Below are 23,509 nucleotides of genomic sequence, written 5' to 3' on the forward strand. Positions count from 1 at the left end.
GAAGCTGCGCGACTACCTCAAGCAGGCCGCCAAGGACCTGCGCGAGGCCCGCGGCCGGGTGCACGAACTCGAGGAGCGCGACCGCGAGCCGATCGCGATCGTCGGGATGAGCTGCCGGTACCCCGGCGGCGTCACCTCGCCCGACGAGCTGTGGCGGCTGGTCGCCGACGGCACCGACGCCATCTCGGCGTTCCCGGACGACCGCGGCTGGACCGCCGGCGACGTCTACGACCCCGACCCCGAGACGCCCGGCAAGTCGTACGTGCGCGAGGGCGGGTTCATGTCCCGCCCCGCCGACTTCGACCCCGGCTTCTTCGACATCAGCCCGCGCGAGGCCCTCGCGATGGACCCGCAGCACCGGCTGCTGCTGGAGACGTCGTGGGAGGCCTTCGAGCGCGCGGGCATCGACCCGGCTTCCGTGCGCGGCCACAAGATCGGCGTCTACGCCGGCGTGATGTACCAGGACTACGCCGCCCGCCTGACGTCCGTGCCCGAGATCGTCGAGGGCTACCTCGGCAGCGGCAACGCGGGCAGCGTCGCCTCCGGGCGCGTCGCCTACACCTTCGGCTTCGAGGGCCCGGCGATCACCGTCGACACCGCGTGTTCGTCGTCGCTGGTCGCGCTGCACCTCGCCGTCCAGTCGCTGCGCCGCGGCGAGACGACGATGGCCCTCGCCGGCGGCGTGACGATGATCGTGACACCCGCCGGGTTCATCGAGTTCAGCCGCCAGCGCGGCCTCGCCCCGGACGGCCGCTGCAAGTCGTTCGCCGGCGCGGCGGACGGCACCGCGTGGGCCGAAGGCGTCGGAATGCTGCTGGTGGAACGGCTTTCCGACGCGCGGCGGCTCGGGCACCCGGTGCTCGCCGTCGTCCGCGGCACCGCCGTCAACCAGGACGGCGCCAGCAGCGGCCTGTCCGCACCCAACGGGCCCGCGCAGCAGCGCGTCATCCGTGCCGCGCTCGCCGACGCCGCGCTGACGTCCGACCTCGTCGACGCCGTGGAAGCGCACGGCACCGGCACCGTCCTCGGCGACCCGATCGAGGCGCAGGCCGTGCTGGCCACCTACGGCGCCGAGCGACCGGCCGACCGGCCGCTGCTGCTCGGCTCGTTCAAGTCGAACGTCGGTCACACGCAGGCCGCGGCCGGCGTCGGCGGCGTGATCAAGATGGTCGAGGCCATGCGCCACGGCGTGCTGCCGAAGACCTTGCACGTCGACGAGCCGACCCCGCACGTCGACTGGGAAGCGGGCGCGGTCGAGCTGCTCACCGAGGCCCGGGAGTGGCCGGAGACCGGCCGTCCGCGCCGGGCCGGGGTGTCGTCGTTCGGTGTCAGCGGCACCAACACGCACGTCATCCTGGAGGAAGCGCCGGACAAGGAAGCGCCGGAATCCGCTGCGGCGCCCGCGATCCTGCCGTTCGTCCTTTCCGGACGGACCGAAGCCGCGTTGCGCGCCCAAGCCGGGCGACTGCTGGACGTCGACGCCGATCCGGTCGACCTGGCGGCGTCGCTGGCGCTGAACCGGGCGCACTTCGGCGAGCGGGCCGTCGTCCTCGGGGACCTCGACGCGGGGCTGCGTGCGCTCGTCGCCGGAGAACCGTCGCCGTCGGTGATCCGGGACGCCGTCACCGCGGGTGAAGTCGCGTTCCTCTTCTCCGGCCAGGGTTCCCAGCGCGCCGGGATGGGCCGGGAGCTGTCCGAGACGTACCCGGTCTACGCGGCGGCGTTCGACGAGATCTGCGCGGGTTTCGACCCCCGCGTGCGTGAGCTGGTCCTCGACGGCGGCGCGGACCTCGACCGCACCGAGTACGCCCAGGCCGCGCTGTTCGCCGTCGAGGTGGCGCTGTACCGGCTCGCCGAGTCGTGGGGCGTCCGCCCGGCCGCCCTGCTCGGGCACTCGATCGGCGAGATCGCCGCCGCGCACGTCGCCGGGGTGTTCTCGCTGGCGGACGCGCAGACGCTCGTCACGGCCCGCGGCCGGCTGATGCAGGCGCTGCCGGACGGCGGGGTCATGGTCGCCGTCCGGGCGAGCGAGGACGACGTCCGGGCGGCGCTGCGCGACGGCGTGTCGATCGCCGCGGTCAACGGGCCGCGGTCGGTGGTGCTCTCCGGCGAGGCCGGCGCCGTCGCCGGGGTCGCGGCCGGGTTCGGGAAGGCCAAGGCCCTCACCACCAGCCACGCGTTCCACTCCGCGTTGATGGACCCGATGCTGAGCGAGTTCCGGGCGGCCATCGACGGAATTGCGTTCGACGAACCGCGGATCCCGCTGATCTCCGACGTGACCGGCGCGTTCGCCACGCCGGGTCTGCTCACCAGCCCGGACTACTGGGTGCGGCACGTGCGCGAGACGGTCCGCTTCGCCGACGGTGTCACGACGCTGCACACCGAAGGCGTCCGGACGTTCCTCGAACTCGGCCCCGACGGCGTGCTGAGCGCGCTGGCCCAGGACTGCCTGCCCGGCGACTCGGCGGCCGTCGCCGTCCTGCGCGCCGGGCGGCCGGAAGCGCGTTCGGCCGTCGCCGCCCTCGCCCGGCTCCACGCCCGGGGCGTCACCCCGGACTGGAGCGCCTACTTCGCGGGCAGCGGCGCCCGCCGTGTCGACTTGCCGACTTACCCGTTCCAGCGGACGCGCTACTGGCTGGAAGCCACCGGGACCGGCGGGTTCATCGAGCCCGCCGCGAAGCCGGAACCGCCCACGGGAGCGCTGGCGGCCCGGCTGGCCGGCGCGCCGGCCCACGAGCGGATCCGGGTGCTGACCGACCTGGTCCGCGGGCAAGCCGCGGTCGTGCTCGGCCACGGGTCCGCCGACGGAATCCGCGCGGACCGGCCGTTCAAGGAGCTGGGTTTCGACTCGCTCACCGCCGTCGAGCTGCGGACGCTGCTGGCCACCGCGCTCGGGCGCGAGCTGCCCGCCACGCTCGTCTTCGACCACCCGACGCCGTCGGCGCTGGCCGCGTTCCTCGACGGCGAGGAGATCGCGGCGCCGGAAACCGTGGTGGCGCACGACGAACCGATCGCCATCATCGGGATGAGCTGCCGCTACCCGGGCGGAGTCGGTTCGCCCGACGACCTGTGGCGGCTGGTCGCCGACGGCACCGACGCCATCTCGCCGTTCCCCGCCGACCGCGGCTGGGACATCGACGCGATCTTCGACCCCGACCTGTCCCGGCCGGGCACCACGTACTCGATCGAGGGCGGGTTCGTCGACGGCGCCGCCGAGTTCGACGCCGCCTTCTTCGGCATCTCCCCGCGTGAAGCGCTGGCCATGGACCCGCAGCAACGGCTGCTGCTGGAGGCGTCCTGGGAGGCGTTCGAGCACGCCGGCGTCGACCCGACGGCGTTGCGCGGCGCGAAGGTCGGCGTCTTCGCCGGCACCTCGGCGCAGGACTACAGCTCGCTGCTCGCCACGATCCCGGCCGAGGCCGAGGGGTACGTCGGCACCGGCACCGCGTCGAGCGTCGTCTCCGGCCGGATCGCCTACACCTTCGGTTTCGAGGGGCCGGCGCTCACGGTGGACACGGCGTGCTCGTCGTCGCTGGTGGCGCTGCACCTGGCCGCGCAGGCGCTGCGTTCGGGCGAGTGCTCGATGGCGCTGGCGGGCGGCGTGACCGTGATGTCCACCCCGGCCGGGTTCATCGAGTTCAGCCGCCAGCGCGGCCTCGCCCCGGACGGCCGTTGCAAGTCGTTCGCCGCGGCGGCCGACGGTGTCGGCTGGTCGGAGGGCGCCGGCGTGCTGCTGGTCGAGCGGCTCTCGGACGCGCTGCGCAAGGGGCACGAAGTTCTCGCCGTGGTCAAGGGTTCCGCGGTGAACCAGGACGGCGCTTCGAACGGCCTCACCGCCCCGAACGGGCCCGCGCAGCAGCGGGTCATCCGCGCCGCACTGGCTTCCGCGCGGCTGGCACCGTCCGATGTGGACGTCGTCGAGGCGCACGGCACCGGCACGGTCCTCGGCGACCCGATCGAGGCGCAGGCCGTGCTGGCCACCTACGGCCAGGACCGGCCGGAGCCGCTCCTGCTGGGCTCGCTCAAGTCGAACATCGGCCACACGCAAGCCGCGGCGGGCGTCGCCGGCGTGATCAAGGTGGTCCAGGCGATGCGCCACGGCGTGCTGCCGGCGACGCTGCACGTCGACGAGCCGTCGCCGCACGTGGACTGGACGGCCGGCTCGGTCGAGCTGCTCACCGAGGCCCGGCCGTGGCCCGCTTCCGACCGGGTCCGGCGGGCCGGGGTGTCGTCGTTCGGGGTGAGCGGCACCAACGCGCACGTCATCCTGGAGGAACCGCCGGTCGTCGAGCCGCGGGAAGGGGAAGCCCGGCCGGTGCTGCCGTTCGTGGTCTCCGGACGTGATGCCGAGGGCTTGCGGGCGCAGGCGGCGAAGCTGCGGGCTGCCGACCTCCCGTTCGCCGATGCCGCTTGGACTCTGGCCACCGGGCGGGCGGCGCTGGAGCACCGGGCCGCCGTGGTGGCCGCGGATCGGGACGAGCTGATCGAGGGGTTGGGGGCGCTTGCGGAAGGGCGGGCGCACCGGTCTGTCGTGCAGGGCACGCCGGTGAGCGGCGGCGTGGCGTTCCTGTTCACCGGTCAGGGTTCGCAGCGGGCGGGGATGGGCCGGGAGCTGTACGAGACGTTCCCGGTGTACGCGGCGGCGTTCGACGCGGCTTGTGCGTTCCTCGACCCGCGGGTCGGGGAGCTGTCGGGTGCGCCGGACACCGATCTTGCGCAGCAGGGGATTTTCGCGGTGGAAGTGGCGTTGTTCCGGCTGCTGGAGTCGTGGGGTGTGCGGCCGGACGTGGTCGTGGGGCATTCGGTGGGGGAGATCGCGGCGGCACACGTTGCCGGAGTGCTGAGCCTTGAAGACGCGGCCACGCTGGTCGCCGCCCGGGGGCGGTTGATGCAGGCGCTGCCCGAAGGCGGCGCGATGATCGCGGTCCAAGCGTCCGAAGAGGACATTCAGCTCCCGGACGGCGTATCCCTCGCCGCGGTGAACGGGCCGGGCGCCGTGGTGCTCTCCGGCGAGGAGGCTGCCGTGACCGAGTACGCGGCGACGTTCGCGAAGACCAAGCGGCTCAACACGAGTCACGCGTTCCATTCGGCGTTGATGGAGCCGATGCTGGCGGAGTTCGCCGCGGCGATCGACGGGCTCACCGTTGCCGAGCCGGTTGTCCCGTGGGTGTCCACTGTGGAAGGTGACGGCTCGGGCTACTGGGTGCGTCAGGTCCGTGAGTGTGTCCGGTTCGCGGACGCGGTCAAGGCCACGAACGCGAGCACGTTCGTCGAGATCGGACCGGACGCCGTCCTGAGCGCCATGGTCGACGGTGCCATCCCGGTGCTGCGCAAGGACCACGGCGAAGTGCGGACCGCGATGGCCGCCTTGGCGCGGCTGCACGTCCGCGGGGTGACGCCGGACTGGACGCGCGTGCTGCCCGGCGGGCGGAAGACCGACCTGCCGACGCAGGCGTTCCGGCGCGAGCGGTTCTGGGTGGAGACGTCCTGGAACGCGGGGGACGTCACCGCCGCCGGGCTGGCCGCCGCGGACCACCCGCTGCTCGGTGCGGCCGTCGAGCTGCCCGGTACCGGCGGGTGGCTGCTCACCGGCTCGCTGTCGGCCAGGACACACCCGTGGCTGGCCGACCACGCCGTGCAGGGCACCGTGCTGCTGCCCGGCACCGCGTTCGTCGAACTCGCGCTGCGCGCCGCCGACGAGGTGGGCTGCGCGGCGATCGAGGAGCTCACCCTCGCCGCGCCGCTGATCCTGCCGCCGAAGGGCGCGGTCCGGGTCCAGGTCGCCGTCGGGGCGGCCGACGACGACGGCAAGCGGCCGATCACCGTGCACTCGGCCACCGGCGACGACGACCAGGCGTGGCAACTGCACGCCACCGGCACCCTCGCCCTCGAGGCACCGGCACCGGGCAGCCTGAGCACTTGGCCGCCCGAGGGCGCCGCGGAAATCGACGTCACCGGGCTCTACGACGGCTTGCAGGACAACGGCTTCGGCTACGGTCCCGCGTTCCAGGGCCTGCGCGCGGCCTGGTCGCTCGACGGCGCCGTCTACGCCGAAGTCACCCTGCCCGACGAGCAAAAGGACGCCGCGGGCCGGTTCGGGCTGCACCCGGCGTTGCTCGACGCCGCTCTGCACGCCGTCGGGCTCGGCGACTTCGTCACCGCCAAGGGACAGGGGCACCTGCCGTTCTCGTGGAACGGCGTCGCGCTGCGGACGTCCGGGGCGGCGAGCCTGCGGGTGCGGCTGGCGCCGGCCGGGCCGGACACGATCACCCTGACCGTCGCCGACGCGCACGGCCGGCCGGTCGCCTCGGTGGAATCCCTGCTGCTGCGCGCGATCTCGGCGGCCGGCATCGAAGCGCGGGCCGAGTACCACCGGTCGCTGTTCCGCCTCGACTGGGCGCCCGCCGCCACCGGCGCGGTACCGGCGGCCACCTGCGCGGTTCTCGGCGACCCCGCACTGGCGGCCGCTTTGCGCGGTGCCGGAGCGGTCGTCAAGACGGGCGGCGAACCGGCGGACTACACGTTCCTGCCGATCACCGGCGACGACGTCCACCAGGTCACCACCGAAGTGCTCCGGACCGTGCAGGACTGGTCGACCGGCCGCCTGGTGTTCGTGACCAGGGGTGCGGACCAGGACGTCGCCCTCGCGGCCGCGCGGGGTCTCGTGCGCACCGCCCAGGCCGAAAACCCGGACCGCTTCACGCTCCTGGACCTCGACGGCGACCTCGACGGCCGCGCCGTCCTCGCCGCCCTCACCGGCGGCGAACCCCAGGTCCGGCTGCGCGGCGGCGAGACTTTCGCGCCCCGCCTGGCTCGCGTCCCGGCGGGGGAGGCGGCCGCACGCGAGTGGAACCCGGACGGCACCGTGCTCATCACCGGCGGCACCGGCACCCTCGGCGGCCTGCTCGCCCGGCACCTCGCGGCGAAGGGCGTCCGGCACCTCGTGCTCGCGGGCCGTCGCGGACCGGACACGCCGGGTGTCGCCGAGCTCGTGTCCGCATTGGACGGCCTGGGGGCGCGGGCGGAAGTCGTGGCGTGCGACGCCGCCGACCGCGACGCCTTGGCGTCGCTCCTGGCCGGGATCCCCGCCGAGCACCCGCTGACCGCCGTCGTGCACACCGCCGGCGTCCTCGACGACGGCGTCGTCGCCTCGCTGACCCCGGAGCGGTTCGCGACCGTGCTGCGGCCGAAGGCGGACGCCGCGTGGCACCTGCACGAGCTGACCGAGCACCTCGACCTGGCCGCGTTCGTGCTGTTCTCTTCCGCGGCGAGCACGCTCGGCAACGCCGGGCAGGCCAACTACGCCGCCGCCAACGCCGTCCTCGACGCACTGGCCCGCCACCGGCACGCCCGCGGCCTGCCCGCGACGGCGCTGGCCTGGGGTCTGTGGGAGCAGTCGAGCGGCCTGCTCGGCGAGCTCACCGACGTCGACAAGCGCCGGATGAACCGCGGCGGCTTCGGCGCGCTGGCCACGGCGGACGCGCTCGCGCTGTTCGACACCGCCCTCGGCCTGGCCGAACCGGTGCTGCTGCCGATGGAGCTGGACCTCGCGGCGATGCGGACGCGGATCGGGAGCGGCCCGGTGCCGCCGCTGTTCCGCGGGCTCATCCGCGGCGCCCGCCGTCCGGCCGCCGCGCCGGAGGAAGGTGCGCTGGCCGCCCGGCTGGCCGCGGTGCCCGCCGAAGAGCAGGAAGCCGTCCTGCTCGACCTGGTGCGGACGCAGGTCGCGGCCGTGCTCGGGCACAAGTCCGCCGACGCCGTCGACCCGGAACGCGGGTTCGGCGACTTCGGGTTCGACTCGCTCAGCGCCGTCGAGCTGCGCAACAACCTGGCCGCCGCGACCGGTCTCCGGCTGCCCGCGACGCTGATCTTCGACTACCCGGACCCGCGGGTTCTCACCGGCTTCCTCCTCGCGGAACTGGGCCGGGGCGAGACCGACGTGGCCGATCCGGCGCTCACGGCGTTGGCCCAGCTCGAGGCCGGTCTGGCCGCCGGGGAACCGGCGGAAGCGACGCGGATGGCGCTTAGAACCCGTTTGGAAGTGCTGCTTGCCACCCTCTACCCGCGGACCGGTGACGAGGGCGGCACCGGTGCGGGCCTGGACACCGCGACGGACGAAGAGCTGTTCGCCCTGATCGACCAGGACTCCGAGGTCCACTAGCGGCCGCCCGCCGACCCACCGATCCACCGAGGAGACGCCCGGAATGGCGAACGAAGACACCCTCCGCGACTACCTGAAGCGGGCCACGGCCGACCTGCAGCAGGCCCGGCAGCGGCTCGGCGCGACGCGCTCGCAGCTGGCCGAGCTCGAAGCGCAGGCCAGGGAACCGATCGCCATCATCGGGATGAGCTGCCGCTACCCCGGTGGCGTCGGCGACCCCGACGGGCTGTGGGACCTGGTCGACACCGGCCGGGAGGGCATCGGGCCGTTCCCCGACGACCGCGGCTGGGACCTGGGCAAGCTCTACGACCCGGACCCCGACCAGCCCGGCACGTACTACGTGACCGAAAGCGGGTTCCTGCGCGGGGCCGCGGACTTCGACCCGGCGTTCTTCGGCATCTCGCCCCGGGACGCCCTCGCCATGGACCCGCAGCAGCGGCTGCTGCTGGAGCTGTCCTGGGAGGCCGTCGAGGCGGCCGGGCTGGCCCCGGCGTCGCTGCGGGGCAGCAGGACCAGCGTGTTCGCCGGCGTGATGTACAACGACTACGCCGCCCGGCTGCAGCCCGTGCCCGACGGCTTCGAAGGGTTCATCGGCAACGGCAGTGCGGGCAGCATCGCGTCCGGGCGCGTCGCCTACACCTTCGGGCTGGAAGGCCCGGCGCTCACCATCGACACGGCGTGCTCGTCGTCGCTGGTGGCGCTGCACCTGGCCGCCACCGCGCTGCGCCGCGGCGAGTGCTCGCTGGCACTGGCAGGCGGCGTGACCGTGATGTCCACCCCGACCGCGTTCATCGAATTCAGCCGGGCCCGCGGGCTCGCCCCGGACGGGCGCTGCAAGTCCTTCGCCGCCTCCGCCGACGGCACCAGCTGGGGCGAGGGCGCCGGGATGCTGCTGGTGGAAAGGCTTTCCGACGCCCGGCGGCTCGGCCACCCGGTGCTGGCCGTCGTCCGCGGGACCGCGGTGAACCAGGACGGCGCGTCCAACGGCCTCACCGCGCCGAACGGCCCGGCCCAGCAGCGGGTGATCCTCGACGCGCTGGCCGCCGCCGGGCTCTCACCGTCCGAAGTGGACGCTGTCGAGGCACACGGCACCGGCACGGTGCTCGGCGACCCGATCGAGGCCCAGGCGGTGCTCGCCACCTACGGCCAGGACCGCGCGGAGCCGCTCTACCTGGGGTCGCTGAAGTCGAACATCGGGCACAGCCAGGCCGCGGCCGGCGTCGGCGGCGTGATCAAGATGGTGCAGGCCATGCGCCACGGCGTGCTGCCGAAGACGCTGCACGTCGACGAGCCGAACCCGCGCGTCGACTGGACCGCGGGCGCCGTCGAACTGCTCACCGAAGCCCGGCCGTGGCCGGAAACCGGGCGGCCGCGGCGCGCGGGTGTGTCGTCGTTCGGGGTCAGCGGCACCAACACGCACGTGGTGCTCGAACTGCCCGAGGAGACCGACACCGGCGAGCGGACCCTGCCGCCGGTGCTGCCGTTGCTCGTTTCCGCCCGCAGCCAGGACGCACTTGCCGCCCAAGCGCGGTCTCTTGTGGACCGCCTTGACGGGGAGTCCCTTGTGGACACCGCGTTCACCACGACAACCCGGGCGCGGCATCCGCACCGGGCCGTCGTGCTCGGCCGCGACCGCGAGGAACTCCTTGCCGGGCTGGCGGATCTCGCGGCCGGGAAGCCCACCGCCGTCACGGACACCGCGGCACCGGGCAAGACCGCGTTCCTCTTCTCCGGGCAGGGCGCCCAGTACGCGGGCATGGCGACGGAACTGTATGAGGCGTACCCGGTGTTCACGGCCGCCCTCGACGCGGCTTTGGCCGAGCTGGACCCCGCGGTGCGCGGGGCGGTGTTCGACGGCGACCGCCTGGACGACACCGAATTCACCCAGCCCGCGCTGTTCGCCGTCGAGGTCGCGCTGTTCCGGCTCCTCGAAGCCTGGGGCGTGCGGCCGGACTTCCTGCTCGGGCACTCGATCGGCGAGATCGCGGCCGCGCACGTGTCCGGCGTCCTCTCGCTGGCCGACGCGGCCACGCTGGTCACCGCCCGCGGCCGGCTGATGCAGGCCCTGCCCGCGGGTGGCGTGATGGTCGCGGTCGAGGCCGGCGAGGGCGAAATCGCCCCGACGCTGCCCGACGACGTCGCGATCGGCGCCGTCAACGGGCCTGGCGCGGTGGTGCTCTCCGGCCCGGCCGAACCGGTTACGGCGGTCGCCGCGGCCTGGGCGGACAAGGGCCGCAAGACCCGGGAACTCGTGACCAGCCACGCGTTCCACTCGCCGCTGATGGCGCCGATGACCGCGGACTTCCGCGCCGCGCTCGCCGGGCTCGCGTTCGGGACGCCGTCGATCCCGGTCGTCTCGACCGTGACCGGGAAGCCGATCGCCGACGAGTTCGCCGACCCCGGCTACTGGGTCACGCACGTGCTGGCCACGGTCCGGTTCGCCGACGGCGTTTCGACCCTGCGCGAGGCGGGCGTGACGACGTACGTCGAGGTCGGGCCGGGCGGCCGGCTGGCGGCGCTCGTGCCCGAGGACGCCGTCGCCGTCGCCACGCTGCGGCCCGAGCGGCCGGAACCGCTGACCTTCGCGGCCGCGGTCGCCCGGCTGCACACGCGCGGCCGCGAACCGGACTGGGCGGCGCTGTTCGAGGGCACCGGCGCGCGGCGGATCCCGCTGCCGACGTACGCTTTCCAGCGCGACCGCTACTGGCTGGAAGCCAAGGAAACCGCCGGTGACGCGGCTTCGGTCGGCCTGGGGGAGACCGAACACCCGCTGCTCGGCGCGGCGGTGTCGCTGGCCGGCGGCGACGGGTTCCTCTTCACCGGCGTGCTGTCCCGGCGGGCGCACCCGTGGCTCGCCGACCACGCCGTGCTGGGCACGGTGCTGCTGCCGGGCACGGCGATGCTTGAACTCGCGCTGCGGGCGGGGGAGCAGGCGGGCTGCGGACGCGTCGAGGAGCTGACGCTGGAAGCCCCGCTCGTCCTCGGCGACGACGGCGTCCAGGTCCAGCTTTCGGTGGGCTCGCCGGACGCCGAAGGGCGGCGGAGCGTCGGCCTGCACTCGCGCCCGGACGGCGCCGCCTTCGACGAGCCGTGGGTGCGGCACGCCACCGGCTTCCTGGCGCAGGGGACGGCTTCTCCGGGACCGGACCTGAGCGAGTGGCCACCGCCGGGTGCCGAACCCGTTTCGGTGGAGGGGATCTACGACGCCGTCGAGACGGCCGGATTCCACTATGGACCGGCGTTCCGCGGGCTGCGCGCGGCTTGGCGCCGGGGCGACGAGGTGTTCGCCGAAGTCGCGCTCGACGCCGAGTACGACGCCGGACGCTTCGGCGTCCACCCGGCGTTGCTGGACGCGACCCTGCACGCGGCGGGCCTGGCCACGCCGGACGCGACGCCGGAAGGGCGGCTCCCCTTCGCGTGGACCGACGTCTCGCTGTTCGCCTCGGGCGCCTCCGAGGTCCGGGTCCGGCTGGTCCCGGCGGGCACCGATGCGGTGTCGCTGACGCTGGCCGACCCGGCCGGGAAGCCGGTCGCCACCATCGGTTCGCTGGTCTCACGACCGGTGTCGGCCGACGGCCTGGACGCCGCCCGCAGCTTGCGGGACGCACTGTTCACCGTGGACTGGCAGCCGGTGCCGGAAGGGGACTTCGCCGGGCCGGTCGAGGTCGTCGAGCTTCCGGCCGCCACGGGCTCGGTGCCTTCCCGGGTCCGGGCGGCGGCCGCCGCGACGTTGAAGCTGCTCCAGGACTGGCTCGCGGGCTCGTCCGAAGCCCGGTTCGTGCTGGTGACGCGGGGTGCGGTGGCCGACGAACCCGACCTCGCCGCGGCCGCCGCGTGGGGGCTCGTGCGGGCCGCGCAGTCGGAGAACCCGGGCCGGTTCGTGCTGCTCGACATCGACACCGACGAGCTGTCCGAGGATGTCCTCGCGGCCGCCGCCGCCACCGGGGAACCCCAGCTCTCGCTCCGCGACGGCGAACTGCGGATGCTGCGCCTGGTCCGCCCACCGAAGTCCGATGTGGACGCTCCCGTGCTCGACGGCACGGTGCTGATCACCGGTGGCCTCGGTAGCATCGGTGCGCTGACCGCCCGGCACCTGGCCGGGCAGGGGGTGCGGCGGCTGGTGCTGACCGGGCGTCGCGGACCGGACACCCCTGGTGCCGCCGAACTGGTCGCAGAACTCACTTCGCTGGGCGCCGAGGCCGTCGTGGTGGCGTGTGACGTCGCCGATCGTGAGGCGCTTGCGAAGGTGCTGGCGGACATCCCCGACCTGACCGCGGTCGTGCACGCGGCGGGCGTGCTCGACGACGGCGTCGTGGAATCCCTGACGCCCGAACGGTTCGAGGCCGTGTTCCGGCCCAAGGTCGACGCCGCCTGGGCGTTGCACGAGCTGACCGTGGACCGGCCGCTCGCCGCGTTCGTCGTGTTCTCGTCGGCTGCCGGTGTCATGGGCGGCGCGGGGCAGGGCAACTACGCCGCGGCCAACGCGTTCCTCGACGCGCTGATGACCCGGCGCCGGGCCGCCGGCCTTTCGGGCACCGCGATGGCGTGGGGTGCCTGGGCCCAGGGCATGGCCGCCGACCTCGCCGACGCCGACCTGCGCCGGATGAGCCGCGGCGGCATGATCCCGCTGTCCACTGTGGATGGTCTCGCATTGTTCGACGCGGCGCTCGCTTCGCCGTCACCGGTGCAGCTCCTGAGCCGGCTGGACCTCGCCGTGCTCGGCAAGCAGGCCGCGTCCGGGATGCTGCCGTGGCTGCTGCGCGGGCTCGTCCGGACGCCGATGCGGCGAGCGGGCGAGGCGGTCGACACCGGGCTCGCCCAGCGGCTGGCCGGACTGGCCGAGCCGGCGCGCCGGGAACTGCTTTCCGACGTCGTCAGCACGCACGTCGCGGCCGTGCTCGGGCACGGTTCGGCGGCCGCGGTCGACCTCGACGGCGCGTTCAAGGACCTCGGGTTCGACTCGCTGACCGCGGTCGAGCTGCGCAACCGCCTCGGCGGCGCGACCGGCCTGCGGCTGCCCGCGACGCTGATCTTCGACTACCCGAGCCCGGCCGCGCTGGTCGAGCACCTGGTCACCGAGCTGGGCGGCGCGGCCGCCCCGGTGGTCCCGGTGACGACGTCCGCCCCGGCCGACGAACCCCTGGCCATCATCGGGATGAGCTGCCGCTACCCCGGCGGGGTCGGCTCGCCGGAGGAGTTCTGGGAGCTGATCGCGGCCGGCCGCGACGGCATTTCGGGCTTCCCGACCGACCGCGGCTGGGACCTGCCCGAGACGGACTTCGTGCCCGAAGGCGGTTTCCTCTACGACGCCGACCGCTTCGACCCGGAGTTCTTCGGCATCTCGCCGCGCGAAGCGATGGCGATCGACCCGCAGCACCGGCTGCTGCTGGAGACGGCGTGGGAGTCGTTCGAGCGCGCGGGCATCGACCCCGGCTCGGTCAAGGGCAGCCGGACCGGCGTGTTCGCCGGGCTGATGTACCACGACTACGTCTCGCGGCTCACCGCCGTGCCGGACGACCTGGCGGGCTACCTCGGCAACGGCAGCGCGGGCAGCGTCGCCTCGGGGCGCGTGGCCTACACGTTCGGGCTGGAAGGGCCCGCGGTCACGATCGACACGGCGTGCTCGTCGTCGCTGGTGGCCCTGCACCTGGCCGCGCAGTCGCTGCGTTCGGGCGAGTGCACGATGGCGCTCGTCGGCGGCGTGACGGTGATGTTCACGCCGACCGCTTTCCTCGAGTTCAGCCGCCAGGGCGGGCTGTCGGGCAATGGGCGCTGCAAGTCCTTCGCCGCGTCCGCCGACGGTACCGGCTGGGCCGAAGGCGCGGGAATGCTGCTGGTGGAACGGCTTTCCGACGCACGGCGGCTCGGGCACCCGATCCTGGCCGTGGTCCGCGGGACGGCGGTCAACCAGGACGGTGCGTCCAACGGCCTCACCGCGCCCAACGGCCCGGCGCAGCAGCGCGTCATCCGGGAAGCGCTGGCCGGGGCCCGCCTTCGGCCGTCCGAAGTGGACGTCGTCGAGGCGCACGGCACCGGGACCTCGCTGGGCGACCCGATCGAGGCGCAGGCAGTGCTGGCCACGTACGGGCAGGAGCGCTCGGAGCCGCTGTGGCTGGGCAGCGTCAAGTCGAACATCGGCCACACGCAAGCCGCGGCCGGGGTCGCGGGCGTGATCAAGATGGTCCAGGCCATGAAGCACGGCGTGCTGCCGGCGACGCTGCACGTAGACGAGCCGTCTCCGCACGTCGATTGGGAAGCGGGCGCGGTCTCGCTGCTCACCGAAGCCCGCCCGTGGCCGGAGACGGGCCGTCCGCGCCGAGCGGCGGTCTCGTCGTTCGGGGTCAGCGGCACCAACGCCCACGTCGTGCTCGAACAGGCTCCTGACCTGTTCGTTCCCGCCGAGAGCCGGTCGGTGGGTGTCGTGCCGTGGGTGTTGTCCGGGCGGAGTGCCGGTGCGCTGCGGGGGCAGGCCGAGGCGCTCGCCGCCGTGACCGCGGAGCCGGTGGACGTCGGGTGGTCGCTGGCCACCACGCGGGCCGCCTTCGACCACCGGGCCGTCGTGCTCGGGCGGGACCTCGCGGACTTCGCCACCGGCCTCGGAGGTGCCCGGGTGGTGAGCGGGATCGCGGGCCGGCCGGGCAAGGTCGTGTTCGTCTTCCCGGGGCAGGGTTCGCAGTGGGCCGGGATGGCGGTCGAGCTGCTCGACTCGTCGCCGGTCTTCGCCGAGCGACTCGCGGAGTGCGCGGCCGCGCTGTCGTCCTTTGTGGACTTCTCCGTGCTCGACGTGCTGCGGGAGAACCGTGACCTCGACCGCGTCGACGTCGTCCAGCCGGTGCTGTTCGCCGTGCTGGTCTCGCTGGCCGCCGTGTGGCGGGCGCTCGGCGTCGAGCCGGCCGCCGTCGTGGGGCACTCGCAGGGCGAGATCGCCGCCGCGGTCGTCGCCGGTGCGCTGTCCCTCGAGGACGGTGCGCGCGTGGTCGCCCTGCGCAGCAGGGAAATTCTCGCGCTCGGCGGCGACGGCGGGATGGCGTCCGTGGCGCTGTCCGCCGAAGCGGCGGCCAAGCGGCTGACCGACTGGGGCGGCGAACTCTCGCTCGCCGCGGTCAACGGCCCGTCCTCGGTGGTCGTGTCCGGTGACGCCGGTCTGCTCGCCGAGTTCGTCGCGGGCTGCGCGGCCGACGACGTCCGCGCCAAGCTGATCCCGGTCGACTACGCGTCGCACTCCGCGCACGTCGACCGCATCCACGACCGGCTCCTGGAAGTCCTGGCGCCGATCACCCCGCGCACCGCCGACATCCCGTTCTGCTCCACCGTCACCGGCGGCTTCCTCGACACCAGCGGGTTGGACGCCGCCTACTGGGCCCGCAACCTGCGTGAGACCGTCGACTTCGCCGGTGCCACGAAAGAACTCCTGTCCGACGGCTACGGCGTCTTCGTCGAATGCAGCCCGCACCCGGTGCTCACCATGGCGATCGAGGAGACGGCGGAGCGGGCGGTCGTCGCCGTCGGCACCCTCCGACGCGAGGACGGCGGTCCGGCCCGGCTGCTGACGTCGCTCGCCGAAGCGTGGGTCCGGGGCGTGCGCGTCGACTGGACCGCGGCGCTCGACGGCGGCCGGCGCGTCGACCTGCCGACCTACGCCTTCCAGCGCGACCGCTACTGGCTCGAATCACCGGCCGGTGCCGGCGACGTCAGCTCGGCCGGCCTGGCGACGGCGGACCACCCGCTGCTCGGCGCGGTCGTCCCGCTGCCGGAGTCCGGCGGGCTGGTGTGCACGGGCGCGCTGTCGCTGCGCACGCACCCGTGGCTGGCCGACCACAGCCTGCTCGGGACGGTCCTGGTCCCCGGCACGGCGCTGGTCGAGCTGGCCCTGCAGGCGGGCGCGCACGCGGGCCGCCCGGCACTGGCGGAGCTGACCCTGGAGGCACCGATCGTGCTGCCGCCGGTGGGCGGGATCCAGGTGCAGGTGGTGGTCGGCGCTTCCGGCGAGATGACCGTCCACTCGCGACCGGCGGGTTCCGAGGACCCGTGGCAGCGCAACGCTTCCGGCGTCCTCGGCACGAGCTCGGTCCCGGGGCTGTCCCTGACCGAGTGGCCGCCGGCGGGAGCCACCGCCGTCCCGCTCGAGGGCGCGTACGCGGCACTGGCCGAACGCGGGTTCGGCTACGGCCCGGCGTTCCAGGGACTGCGCGCGGTCTGGCGCCGGGACGAGGAGGTCTTCGCCGAGGTCGCGATCGACGACGCCGACCGCTTCGGCCTGCACCCGGCGCTGCTCGACGCGGCCCTGCACGCGGGCATGGTCGCGGGGGACGGCGACGGCGGCGCGCGGATGCCGTTCGCGTGGACCGACGTCGTCCTGCACGCGACCGGCGCGTCGGCGATCCGCGTCCGGCTGACCCCGGACGGGCACCTCGACGTCGCCGACCCGACCGGCGCCCCGGTGGCGACCATCGGCTCGCTGGCGACGCGCCCGGTCTCGACGGTGACCGCGGGCCGCGACCCGCTGTTCCACGTCCAGTGGACGCCGGTCGGCTCGCCGGTCGCGACGGGCCCCGCGGAGCTGTTCGAGGTCCCGGCGGGCTCGGTGCACGAGGTCACGGCGTCGACGCTGGCCAAGCTCCAGCAGGAACCGGCGCGGCTCGCGATCGTGACGCGTGGTGCGGTGGCGGCCCGGCCGGGCGAGGACGTCCCCGACCTGGCGGCGGCCGCCGTGTGGGGCCTGGTGCGCTCCGCGCAGACCGAACAGCCGGGCCGGTTCGTGCTGCTCGACGCCGAGGCCGGCACCCCGCGTGAGCTGCTGGAACGGCTCGCGGCGGGCGAGGAACCCCAGGTCGCGGTGCGGGACGGGCAGGTACTCGCACCGCGCCTGGCCCGCCTGCCGGTCGAGGCCGCCGAAGCGGCCGGCTTCGACCCGGCCGGGACCGTGCTCATCACCGGCGGCACCGGGCTGCTCGGCAGCCTCGTCGCCCGGCACGTCGCCGCGGCCGGTGCCGGGCACATCGTCCTGACCAGCCGCCGGGCCGCCGAACGGGCCGGACAGCTGGTCGCCGACCTGACCGCAGCCGGTGCGCGGGTCACCGTCGCCGAGTGCGACGCCGCCGACCGCACGGCCCTCGCCGGCGTCCTGGCCGCCATCCCGGCGGAGTTCCCCCTCCGCACCGTCATCCACGCCGCCGGCGTCCTCGACGACGGGCTGCTCGCCGGCCTCACCCCGGACCGCCTCGCCACGGTGCTCAAGCCCAAGGCCGACGCGGCCCGGAACCTCCACGAGCTGACCCGCGACCTCACCGGCTTCTTCCTCTTCTCCTCGGCCGCCGGCCTCCTCGGCAACGCGGGGCAGGCCGGGTACGCCGCGGCCAACGCCTACCTGGACGCCCTCGCCGCCCACCGGCGCGCGAACGGGCTCCCGGCGACGTCGCTGGCCTGGGGCCTCTGGGACGAAGCCAGCGACCTCACCCGTCAGCTCGGCGACGAAGGACGCGCAAAGGTGAGCCGCGCCGGGTTGCGGCCGCTCTCCACCGAGGAGGGCCTGCGGCTCTTCGACACGGCCCGCGCGACGGCGGAAGCCGTGCTGGTCCCGATGCACCTCGACGTCGCCGCGCTCCGGCGGCAGTTCGGGACCGGGGGCGTGCCGCCGCTGCTGCGGGGGCTCGTCCGGCCGGCGATCCGCAAGGCCGCCGCCGCGGGCGCCGTGCCGCTCACCGGGCTCACCGGGGACGCGCTCCGGGACGTCGTCCTGGCGCAGGTGGCCGGCGTGCTCGGGTTCGCCGGGCCGGAAGCGATCCCGGCGGGGGTCGGCTTCCCGGAGATGGGCTTCGACTCGCTCACCGCCGTCGAGCTGCGCAACCGGCTGATCGGGCTCACCGGCCTCCGGCTGCCCGCCACCCTCGTCTTCGACCACCCGACGCCGGACGCGCTCGTCGAGTTCCTCGGCGGCGAGCTCGTTCCGGCGGAACCGGAAGCGTCCACAGCGGACACCGCGCCGGAGGAGGAGACCGGCAGCATCCAGCTCCTCTACCGGAAGGCCTGCGACGAAGGGAAGATCGCCGAAGCCGTCGAGTTCATCAAGGCGGCCTCGCGCCTGCGCCCGGCGTTCGACCGCCTCGACGACCTGCAGCAGCTGCCGGAACCGGTCCGCCTCGCCCGCGGCGACACGACCCCCGCGCTGCTCTGCTTCGCCGCGCCGGTCGCCATCACCGGGGCCCAGCAGTACGCGCGGTTCGCCGCCGGGTTCCGCGGGGAACGCGAGCTGACGATGATCCCCGCGCCCGGGTTCCGGCCGGGTGAACTGCTGCCCGCCACCGTGGAAGCGACCGTCGAGCTGCAGGCCGAACTGGTCTGGAACGCCGCGGGCGGCACGCCGTTCGTGCTGCTCGGGCACTCCTCCGGCGGCTGGCTGGCGCACGCCGTCGCCACGCACCTGGAACAGCTCGGCTCGCCGCCCGAAGGCATCGTGCTGATGGACACCTACGTGCCGCAGAGCGGGCAGATCGACCGGTTCAAGAGCACCTTCGTCACCAGCGCGCAGGACCGCGAAGAGGAAGCCGGCGGCATCGACGACCGCAAGCTGACCGGCATGGGCTGCTACTTCCGCGTGTTCGCCGACTGGACGCCGGCGGAGACCGCCGTGCCGACGTTGTTCGTGCGCGCCACCGAATCCCTCCAGTCGGTCGGCGGGGAAGCGGCCGAAGGCGACGCCTGGCGGCCGACCTGGACGCCCGCGCACGTCGGCGTGGACGTGCCCGGCAACCACTGGTCGATGATGGAAAACCACGCCACGACGACCGCCGACGCCGTCCGCGCCTGGCTCGAGAACCTCTGAAACCCAAGAGAAGGAACAAGATGACCGACTTCGTCATGCCGCAGATCGACCCGGCGCTGCTGCCGCCGTCCGTCCGTTATGGACTGTCGGACACGCTGCCGTGGCTGGGCCGGATGCGTGCGGCCAACCCGGTGCTGCGCGACCCGTTCGGCATGCACCACGTGTTCACCTACGCCGAGGTGCAGCAGGCGCTGGCCGACCCCGGCACGTTCTCCAGCGACCCGTCGCACGTGATGCCGCAGGCCGCCGCCGAACTGTCCGCCGGCATGCTCGCGGTGATGGACCCGCCCGCGCACACCAAGGTCCGCCGGATCGCCAGCGCCGCGTTCACCCCGAAGCGCGTCAAGGACCTCAACGACCGCATCGCGCAGATCGCCGAGGAGCTGCTCGACGCCGTGCCCGGCGACGAGTTCGACTTCGTCACGGCGTTCTCGCAGTACTTGCCGCTGGTCGTGGTGTCGGAGCTGCTCGGCATCCCGAGGACCGACCTGCCGCAGTTCATCGCCTGGACCGAGGCACTGCTCCAGGTCACCGTGCCGAACCCGAACGACGCCGCCGAGATGGACGCCGCCATGCAGGCGGCCATGTTCGGCCCGCTCGTCCAGATGCAGCAGTACATGGCCGGCTTGTGCGCGGAGCTGCGTGCGAACCCGCGCGACGGCTTCATCAGCGACCTGCTCCAGGCCGAAGTGGACGGTGAGCGGCTCGCCGACCACGAAGCCGTCAACCTCGCCATCCAGCTGCTGCAGGCCGGGCACATCACGTCGGCGTCGGTGCTGGCGAACTTCGTGCTGCGGCTGGGCGAGCACCCGGGCGTCGAGGCGCGCCTGCGCGCCGACCCGGCGCTGATCCCGGCCGCCGTCGACGAGGCACTGCGGTTCACCCCGCCGGTGCCGCGCCTGCAGCGGTTCACCACCACCGACACCGAGCTCGGCGGCGTCGCCATCCCGGCGAAGAGCATGGTCTTCCTGTCGCTGCTGTCGGCCAACCACGACGAAAAGGTGTTCGCGAACCCGGACGCGTTCGACATCGACCGCGGTGCCGCCCGCAACCTCACCTTCGGCCACGGCATCCACTACTGCTTCGGCGCGGCGCTGGCCAAGACCGAGGCGAAGTTCGGCATCGAAGCCCTGCTGCGCCGGTACTCCTCGATCGAGGTCCTGACCGGCGAGCCGGTCGAGTTCTACGAAAGCGAGCTGTTCACGCCGAAGAGCGTCCGGGTGCGGGTGCGGCGGGCGTGACCAGCGCACTGTCCAGTGAGGACGTCCCGTCGGCGCGGTTCGGCCTGGGCGAGCAGCTCGCCTGGCTGCGGCGCAAGCGGGAGGACGGCGGGGTGCACGTCGACGCGTCCGGGGCGCACCACGTCTTCTCCCACGCCGACGTCGAGCGCGTCACCAAGGACCCGGCCACGTTCTCCAGCAACCCGGCGCGGGTGCTGCCCGAGGACGTGCCGAACATGACCGAGGGGATGATGCTCGTCGCCGACCCGCCGCAGCACGGCAAGCTGCGGCGGCTGGCGGCGCAGGCGTTCACCCCGCGCAAGATGCGCGACCTCGGCCCGCGGGTCACCGAGATCGCCGAGGGCCTGCTCGCCCGCGCGCCGGAAGGCGGCTTCGACGCGGTCGAGCACTTCACGGTCGAGCTGCCCGCGACGATGATCGCCGAGCTGTTCGGCATCCCGGCCGCCGACGCGGGCGCGTTCCGGTCGCTGGTCGAGCAGATCATGGCGATCGAGCCGCCGGACCTCACCGACGAAGCCGCGGTGCGGGCGGCGGCGGACAGCGCGCTGGGCGGCCCGTTCCTCGAGCTGATGGGCTACCTGCTGCAGCTGTGCGCGCGCCGGCGCGCCGAACCGGGGCCGGGGTTGATCTCGGACCTGGTGCGCGCGCGGCTGGACGGCGAGCGGCTGGCCGATCCGGAGGTGGCGAGCCTGGCCGTGCAGATCCTGCAGGCCGGGCACCTCACCACCGCCGCCGTGCTCGGGCACGCCCTCGTGCTGCTGGCCGAGCACCCGGAAGCGCAGGCCGCGCTGCGGGCCGACCGCGCGCTGATCCCGGGCGCGGTCGAAGAAGTGCTGCGCTGCCGGCCGCCGTCCACGCGGCTGCAGCGCTACACCACGGTGGACACCGAGGTCGCCGGGCACGGGATCCCGGCGGGCGCGGTCGTCGTGCCGTGGATGCTCTCGGCCAACCACGACGACGCCGTGTTCGACGCCCCGGACGTGTTCGACATCCGCCGCAGCCCGAACCGCCACCTGACGTTCGGGCACGGCATCCACTTCTGCCTCGGCGCGATGCTCGCGCGCGTCGAGCTGACCGGTGCGCTGAACGCGCTGTTCGACCACGTTCCGCCGTGGACGGTCGACGGCGTCGTCGAGTACCAGGAATCCCATCTGCTGTTCGGACCGAAGCGGGTTCCGCTGGTCGTCAGCACCACCCCCACCGATCGGAGAGATCTCCCGTGACCGAAACCCTCGACACCGCGACCGGGGTGCCGTCGTTCCCGCTGCCGCGCGGCAAGTGCCCGTACCACCCGCCCGCCGCGTACGCGGAGCTGCACGAGAACGCACCGCTGTCCGAAGTGGAGCTCGTCGACGGCAAGCGGGCCTGGGTCGTCACCGGCTACGCGGAAGCCCGCGCGCTGCTGTCGGACCCGCGGCTCTCGGCCGCCCGTTCGCACCCGGACTTCCCGAACAACGCCAAGATCATGCCCGGCACCGGCATGCCGCAGCCGGTGCCCGAGGGCGACGCGCTGACGTTCGCGCAGCTCGACGACCCGGAGCACAACGCCCAGCGCAAGCTGGTGATCCCGAGCTTCACGCTGCGCCAGGCCAAGGCGATGCGCCCGAAGATCCAGAAGATCGTCGACGAGCTGATCGACGGCATGCTGGCCGACGGCCCCGGCGCGGACCTCGTGTCGGCGTTCGCGGTGCCGTTCCCGGCGATGATGATGGCGGAGCTGTTCGGCGTGCCGGAGGAGGACCGCGCGGTCTACACCGAGCACGTCCAGTACCTGGCGACCCGGCCGGACATGATGGTGCCGGCGATCTACACGCTGTCCGACTTCTACACGAAGCTCTTCGAGCGCAAGCGCGCCGAGCCGGCCGACGACCTGGCCACGCACATGGTCACCAGCTTCGACGAGCGGCCCGAGGAGATCGGCTTCCAGCAGCTGCTCAACTCGGCGATGCTGGTCACGGTGTCGGGCAACGAGTCCACGATGACGATGATCTCGCTGGGCGCGTTCGCGGTGCTGGACAACCCGGCGCAGGCGGACGTCCTGCGCGCCGACCCGGCGGGCGCGGCCCCGCGCGCGGTGGAGGAGCTGCTGCGCTACATCTCGGCCGGTGACATCATTTCGCGCCTGGCCACCGAGGACATCGAGATCGGCGGCCGGACCGTGCGTGCGGGGGAGGGCGTCATCCTGGCGACGCCGGCGGTCAACCGCGACCCCGAAGCGTTCCCGGCGCCGCACGAGCTCGACCTGCGCCGCGACCACAAGACGCACCTGACCTTCGGCCACGGCCCGCACCAGTGCGTCGCGATGAACTTCGCGACGGCCGCGCTCGAGGTCGTCTTCTCGACGCTGTTCACCCGCCTCCCCGGCCTGCGGCTGGCGGTCCCGTCGGAGGAGGTGCCGCCGGGCGGGCTGGGCGTCTACCGCGTCGCCGAGCTCCCGGTCACGTGGTGACCGCGGACCGCTGGTTCCGCCGGTTCCACGAGGCGCCGGCGGCCAAGGCGCGGCTGGTGTGCCTGCCGCACGCGGGCGGTTCGGCGTCGTTCTACTTCCCGGTGTCGCGGGCGCTCGCCCCGGACGTCGAAGTCCTGTCCGTGCAGTACCCGGGGCGGCAGGACCGGCGGAAGGAACCGTTCGTGCCCACCGTCGGAGGGCTCGCCGACGAGATCGCCACCCTGCTGCGGGGGCTCGACGAGCGGCCGCTGGCGCTGTTCGGGCACAGCATGGGCGCGATGGTCGCGTACGAGGTCACGCGGCGGCTGGAGGCCGGCGGGCCGGCGCCGGTGGCGCTGTTCGTCTCCGGCCGCCGCGCGCCCGACCGGTACCGCGACGACCGCGTCCACACCCGCTCCGACGAGGGGGTGCTGGCCGAGGTGCGCCGCCTGAGCGGCACGGAGGCGGACCTCCTCGGCGACGACGAGGTGGTCCGGATGATCCTGCCGGTGCTGCGCAACGACTACCGCGCGGTGGAGACCTACCGGCACCCGCCGGGCGTCCGGCTGGCGACGCCGGTGGTGGCGTTCACCGGCACCGAGGACCCGGTGGCGTCGGTGGACGAGGTCTCCGCCTGGGCGGAGCACACCACCGGCGGCTTCGAGCTGGTGCCGCTGCCGGGTGGCCACTTCTTCCTGACCCGCCACCAGGACGCCGTGCTGCGGACGATGGCCGACCGGCTGGGCCGGGTTCCCGCCTGAGAGCGGACCGCGGGGTGCGGGTGGTCCGCACCCCGCGGTCTACTCGGAGTAGTGCGGTTGCGACGTCCGGGCTATTTCCGGCCGGATCGGTCACAC

Annotated in this window: 5 protein-coding genes and 1 pseudogene; all 6 read left to right on the forward strand. The window is 74.0% G+C overall.

The window, feature by feature from the left end; genetic code table 11:
• The first annotated feature begins 4 nt into the window (after positions 1 to 4).
• The 6 genes and pseudogenes from MUY14_RS00570 to MUY14_RS00595 all read left to right on the forward strand — a co-directional run bounded on the left by MUY14_RS00570 (position 5) and on the right by MUY14_RS00595 (position 23,413).
• On the forward strand, positions 5 to 8,161 hold the full coding sequence (locus tag MUY14_RS00570) for an SDR family NAD(P)-dependent oxidoreductase (RefSeq protein ID WP_396126889.1): 8,157 nt from the start codon (positions 5 to 7) through the stop codon (positions 8,159 to 8,161).
• 67 nt (positions 8,162 to 8,228) lie between these two features.
• Positions 8,229 to 18,983, forward strand: a pseudogene (locus tag MUY14_RS00575) (SDR family NAD(P)-dependent oxidoreductase); the annotation flags it as partial.
• Positions 18,984 to 19,003: 20 nt separating this feature from the next.
• On the forward strand, positions 19,004 to 20,224 hold the full coding sequence (locus tag MUY14_RS00580; RefSeq protein WP_247019683.1) for a cytochrome P450: 1,221 nt from the start codon (positions 19,004 to 19,006) through the stop codon (positions 20,222 to 20,224).
• Positions 20,221 to 21,447: a cytochrome P450 gene (locus MUY14_RS00585; protein ID WP_247019685.1), complete on the forward strand. Its 1,227-nt coding sequence runs from the start codon at positions 20,221 to 20,223 to the stop codon at positions 21,445 to 21,447. The genes MUY14_RS00580 and MUY14_RS00585 overlap by 4 nt, the downstream gene beginning before the upstream one ends.
• On the forward strand, positions 21,444 to 22,673 hold the full coding sequence (locus tag MUY14_RS00590) for a cytochrome P450 (RefSeq protein WP_247019688.1): 1,230 nt from the start codon (positions 21,444 to 21,446) through the stop codon (positions 22,671 to 22,673). Before MUY14_RS00585 ends, MUY14_RS00590 begins: the two co-directional genes overlap by 4 nt.
• A complete protein-coding gene (locus MUY14_RS00595; protein ID WP_247019690.1) occupies positions 22,670 to 23,413 on the forward strand; it encodes a thioesterase II family protein in 744 nt (247 codons plus the stop codon). The genes MUY14_RS00590 and MUY14_RS00595 overlap by 4 nt, the downstream gene beginning before the upstream one ends.
• Positions 23,414 to 23,509 lie beyond the last annotated feature (96 nt).

The organism is Amycolatopsis sp. FBCC-B4732 (assembly GCF_023008405.1).
Taxonomy (GTDB): Bacteria; Actinomycetota; Actinomycetes; order Mycobacteriales; family Pseudonocardiaceae; genus Amycolatopsis; species Amycolatopsis pretoriensis_A.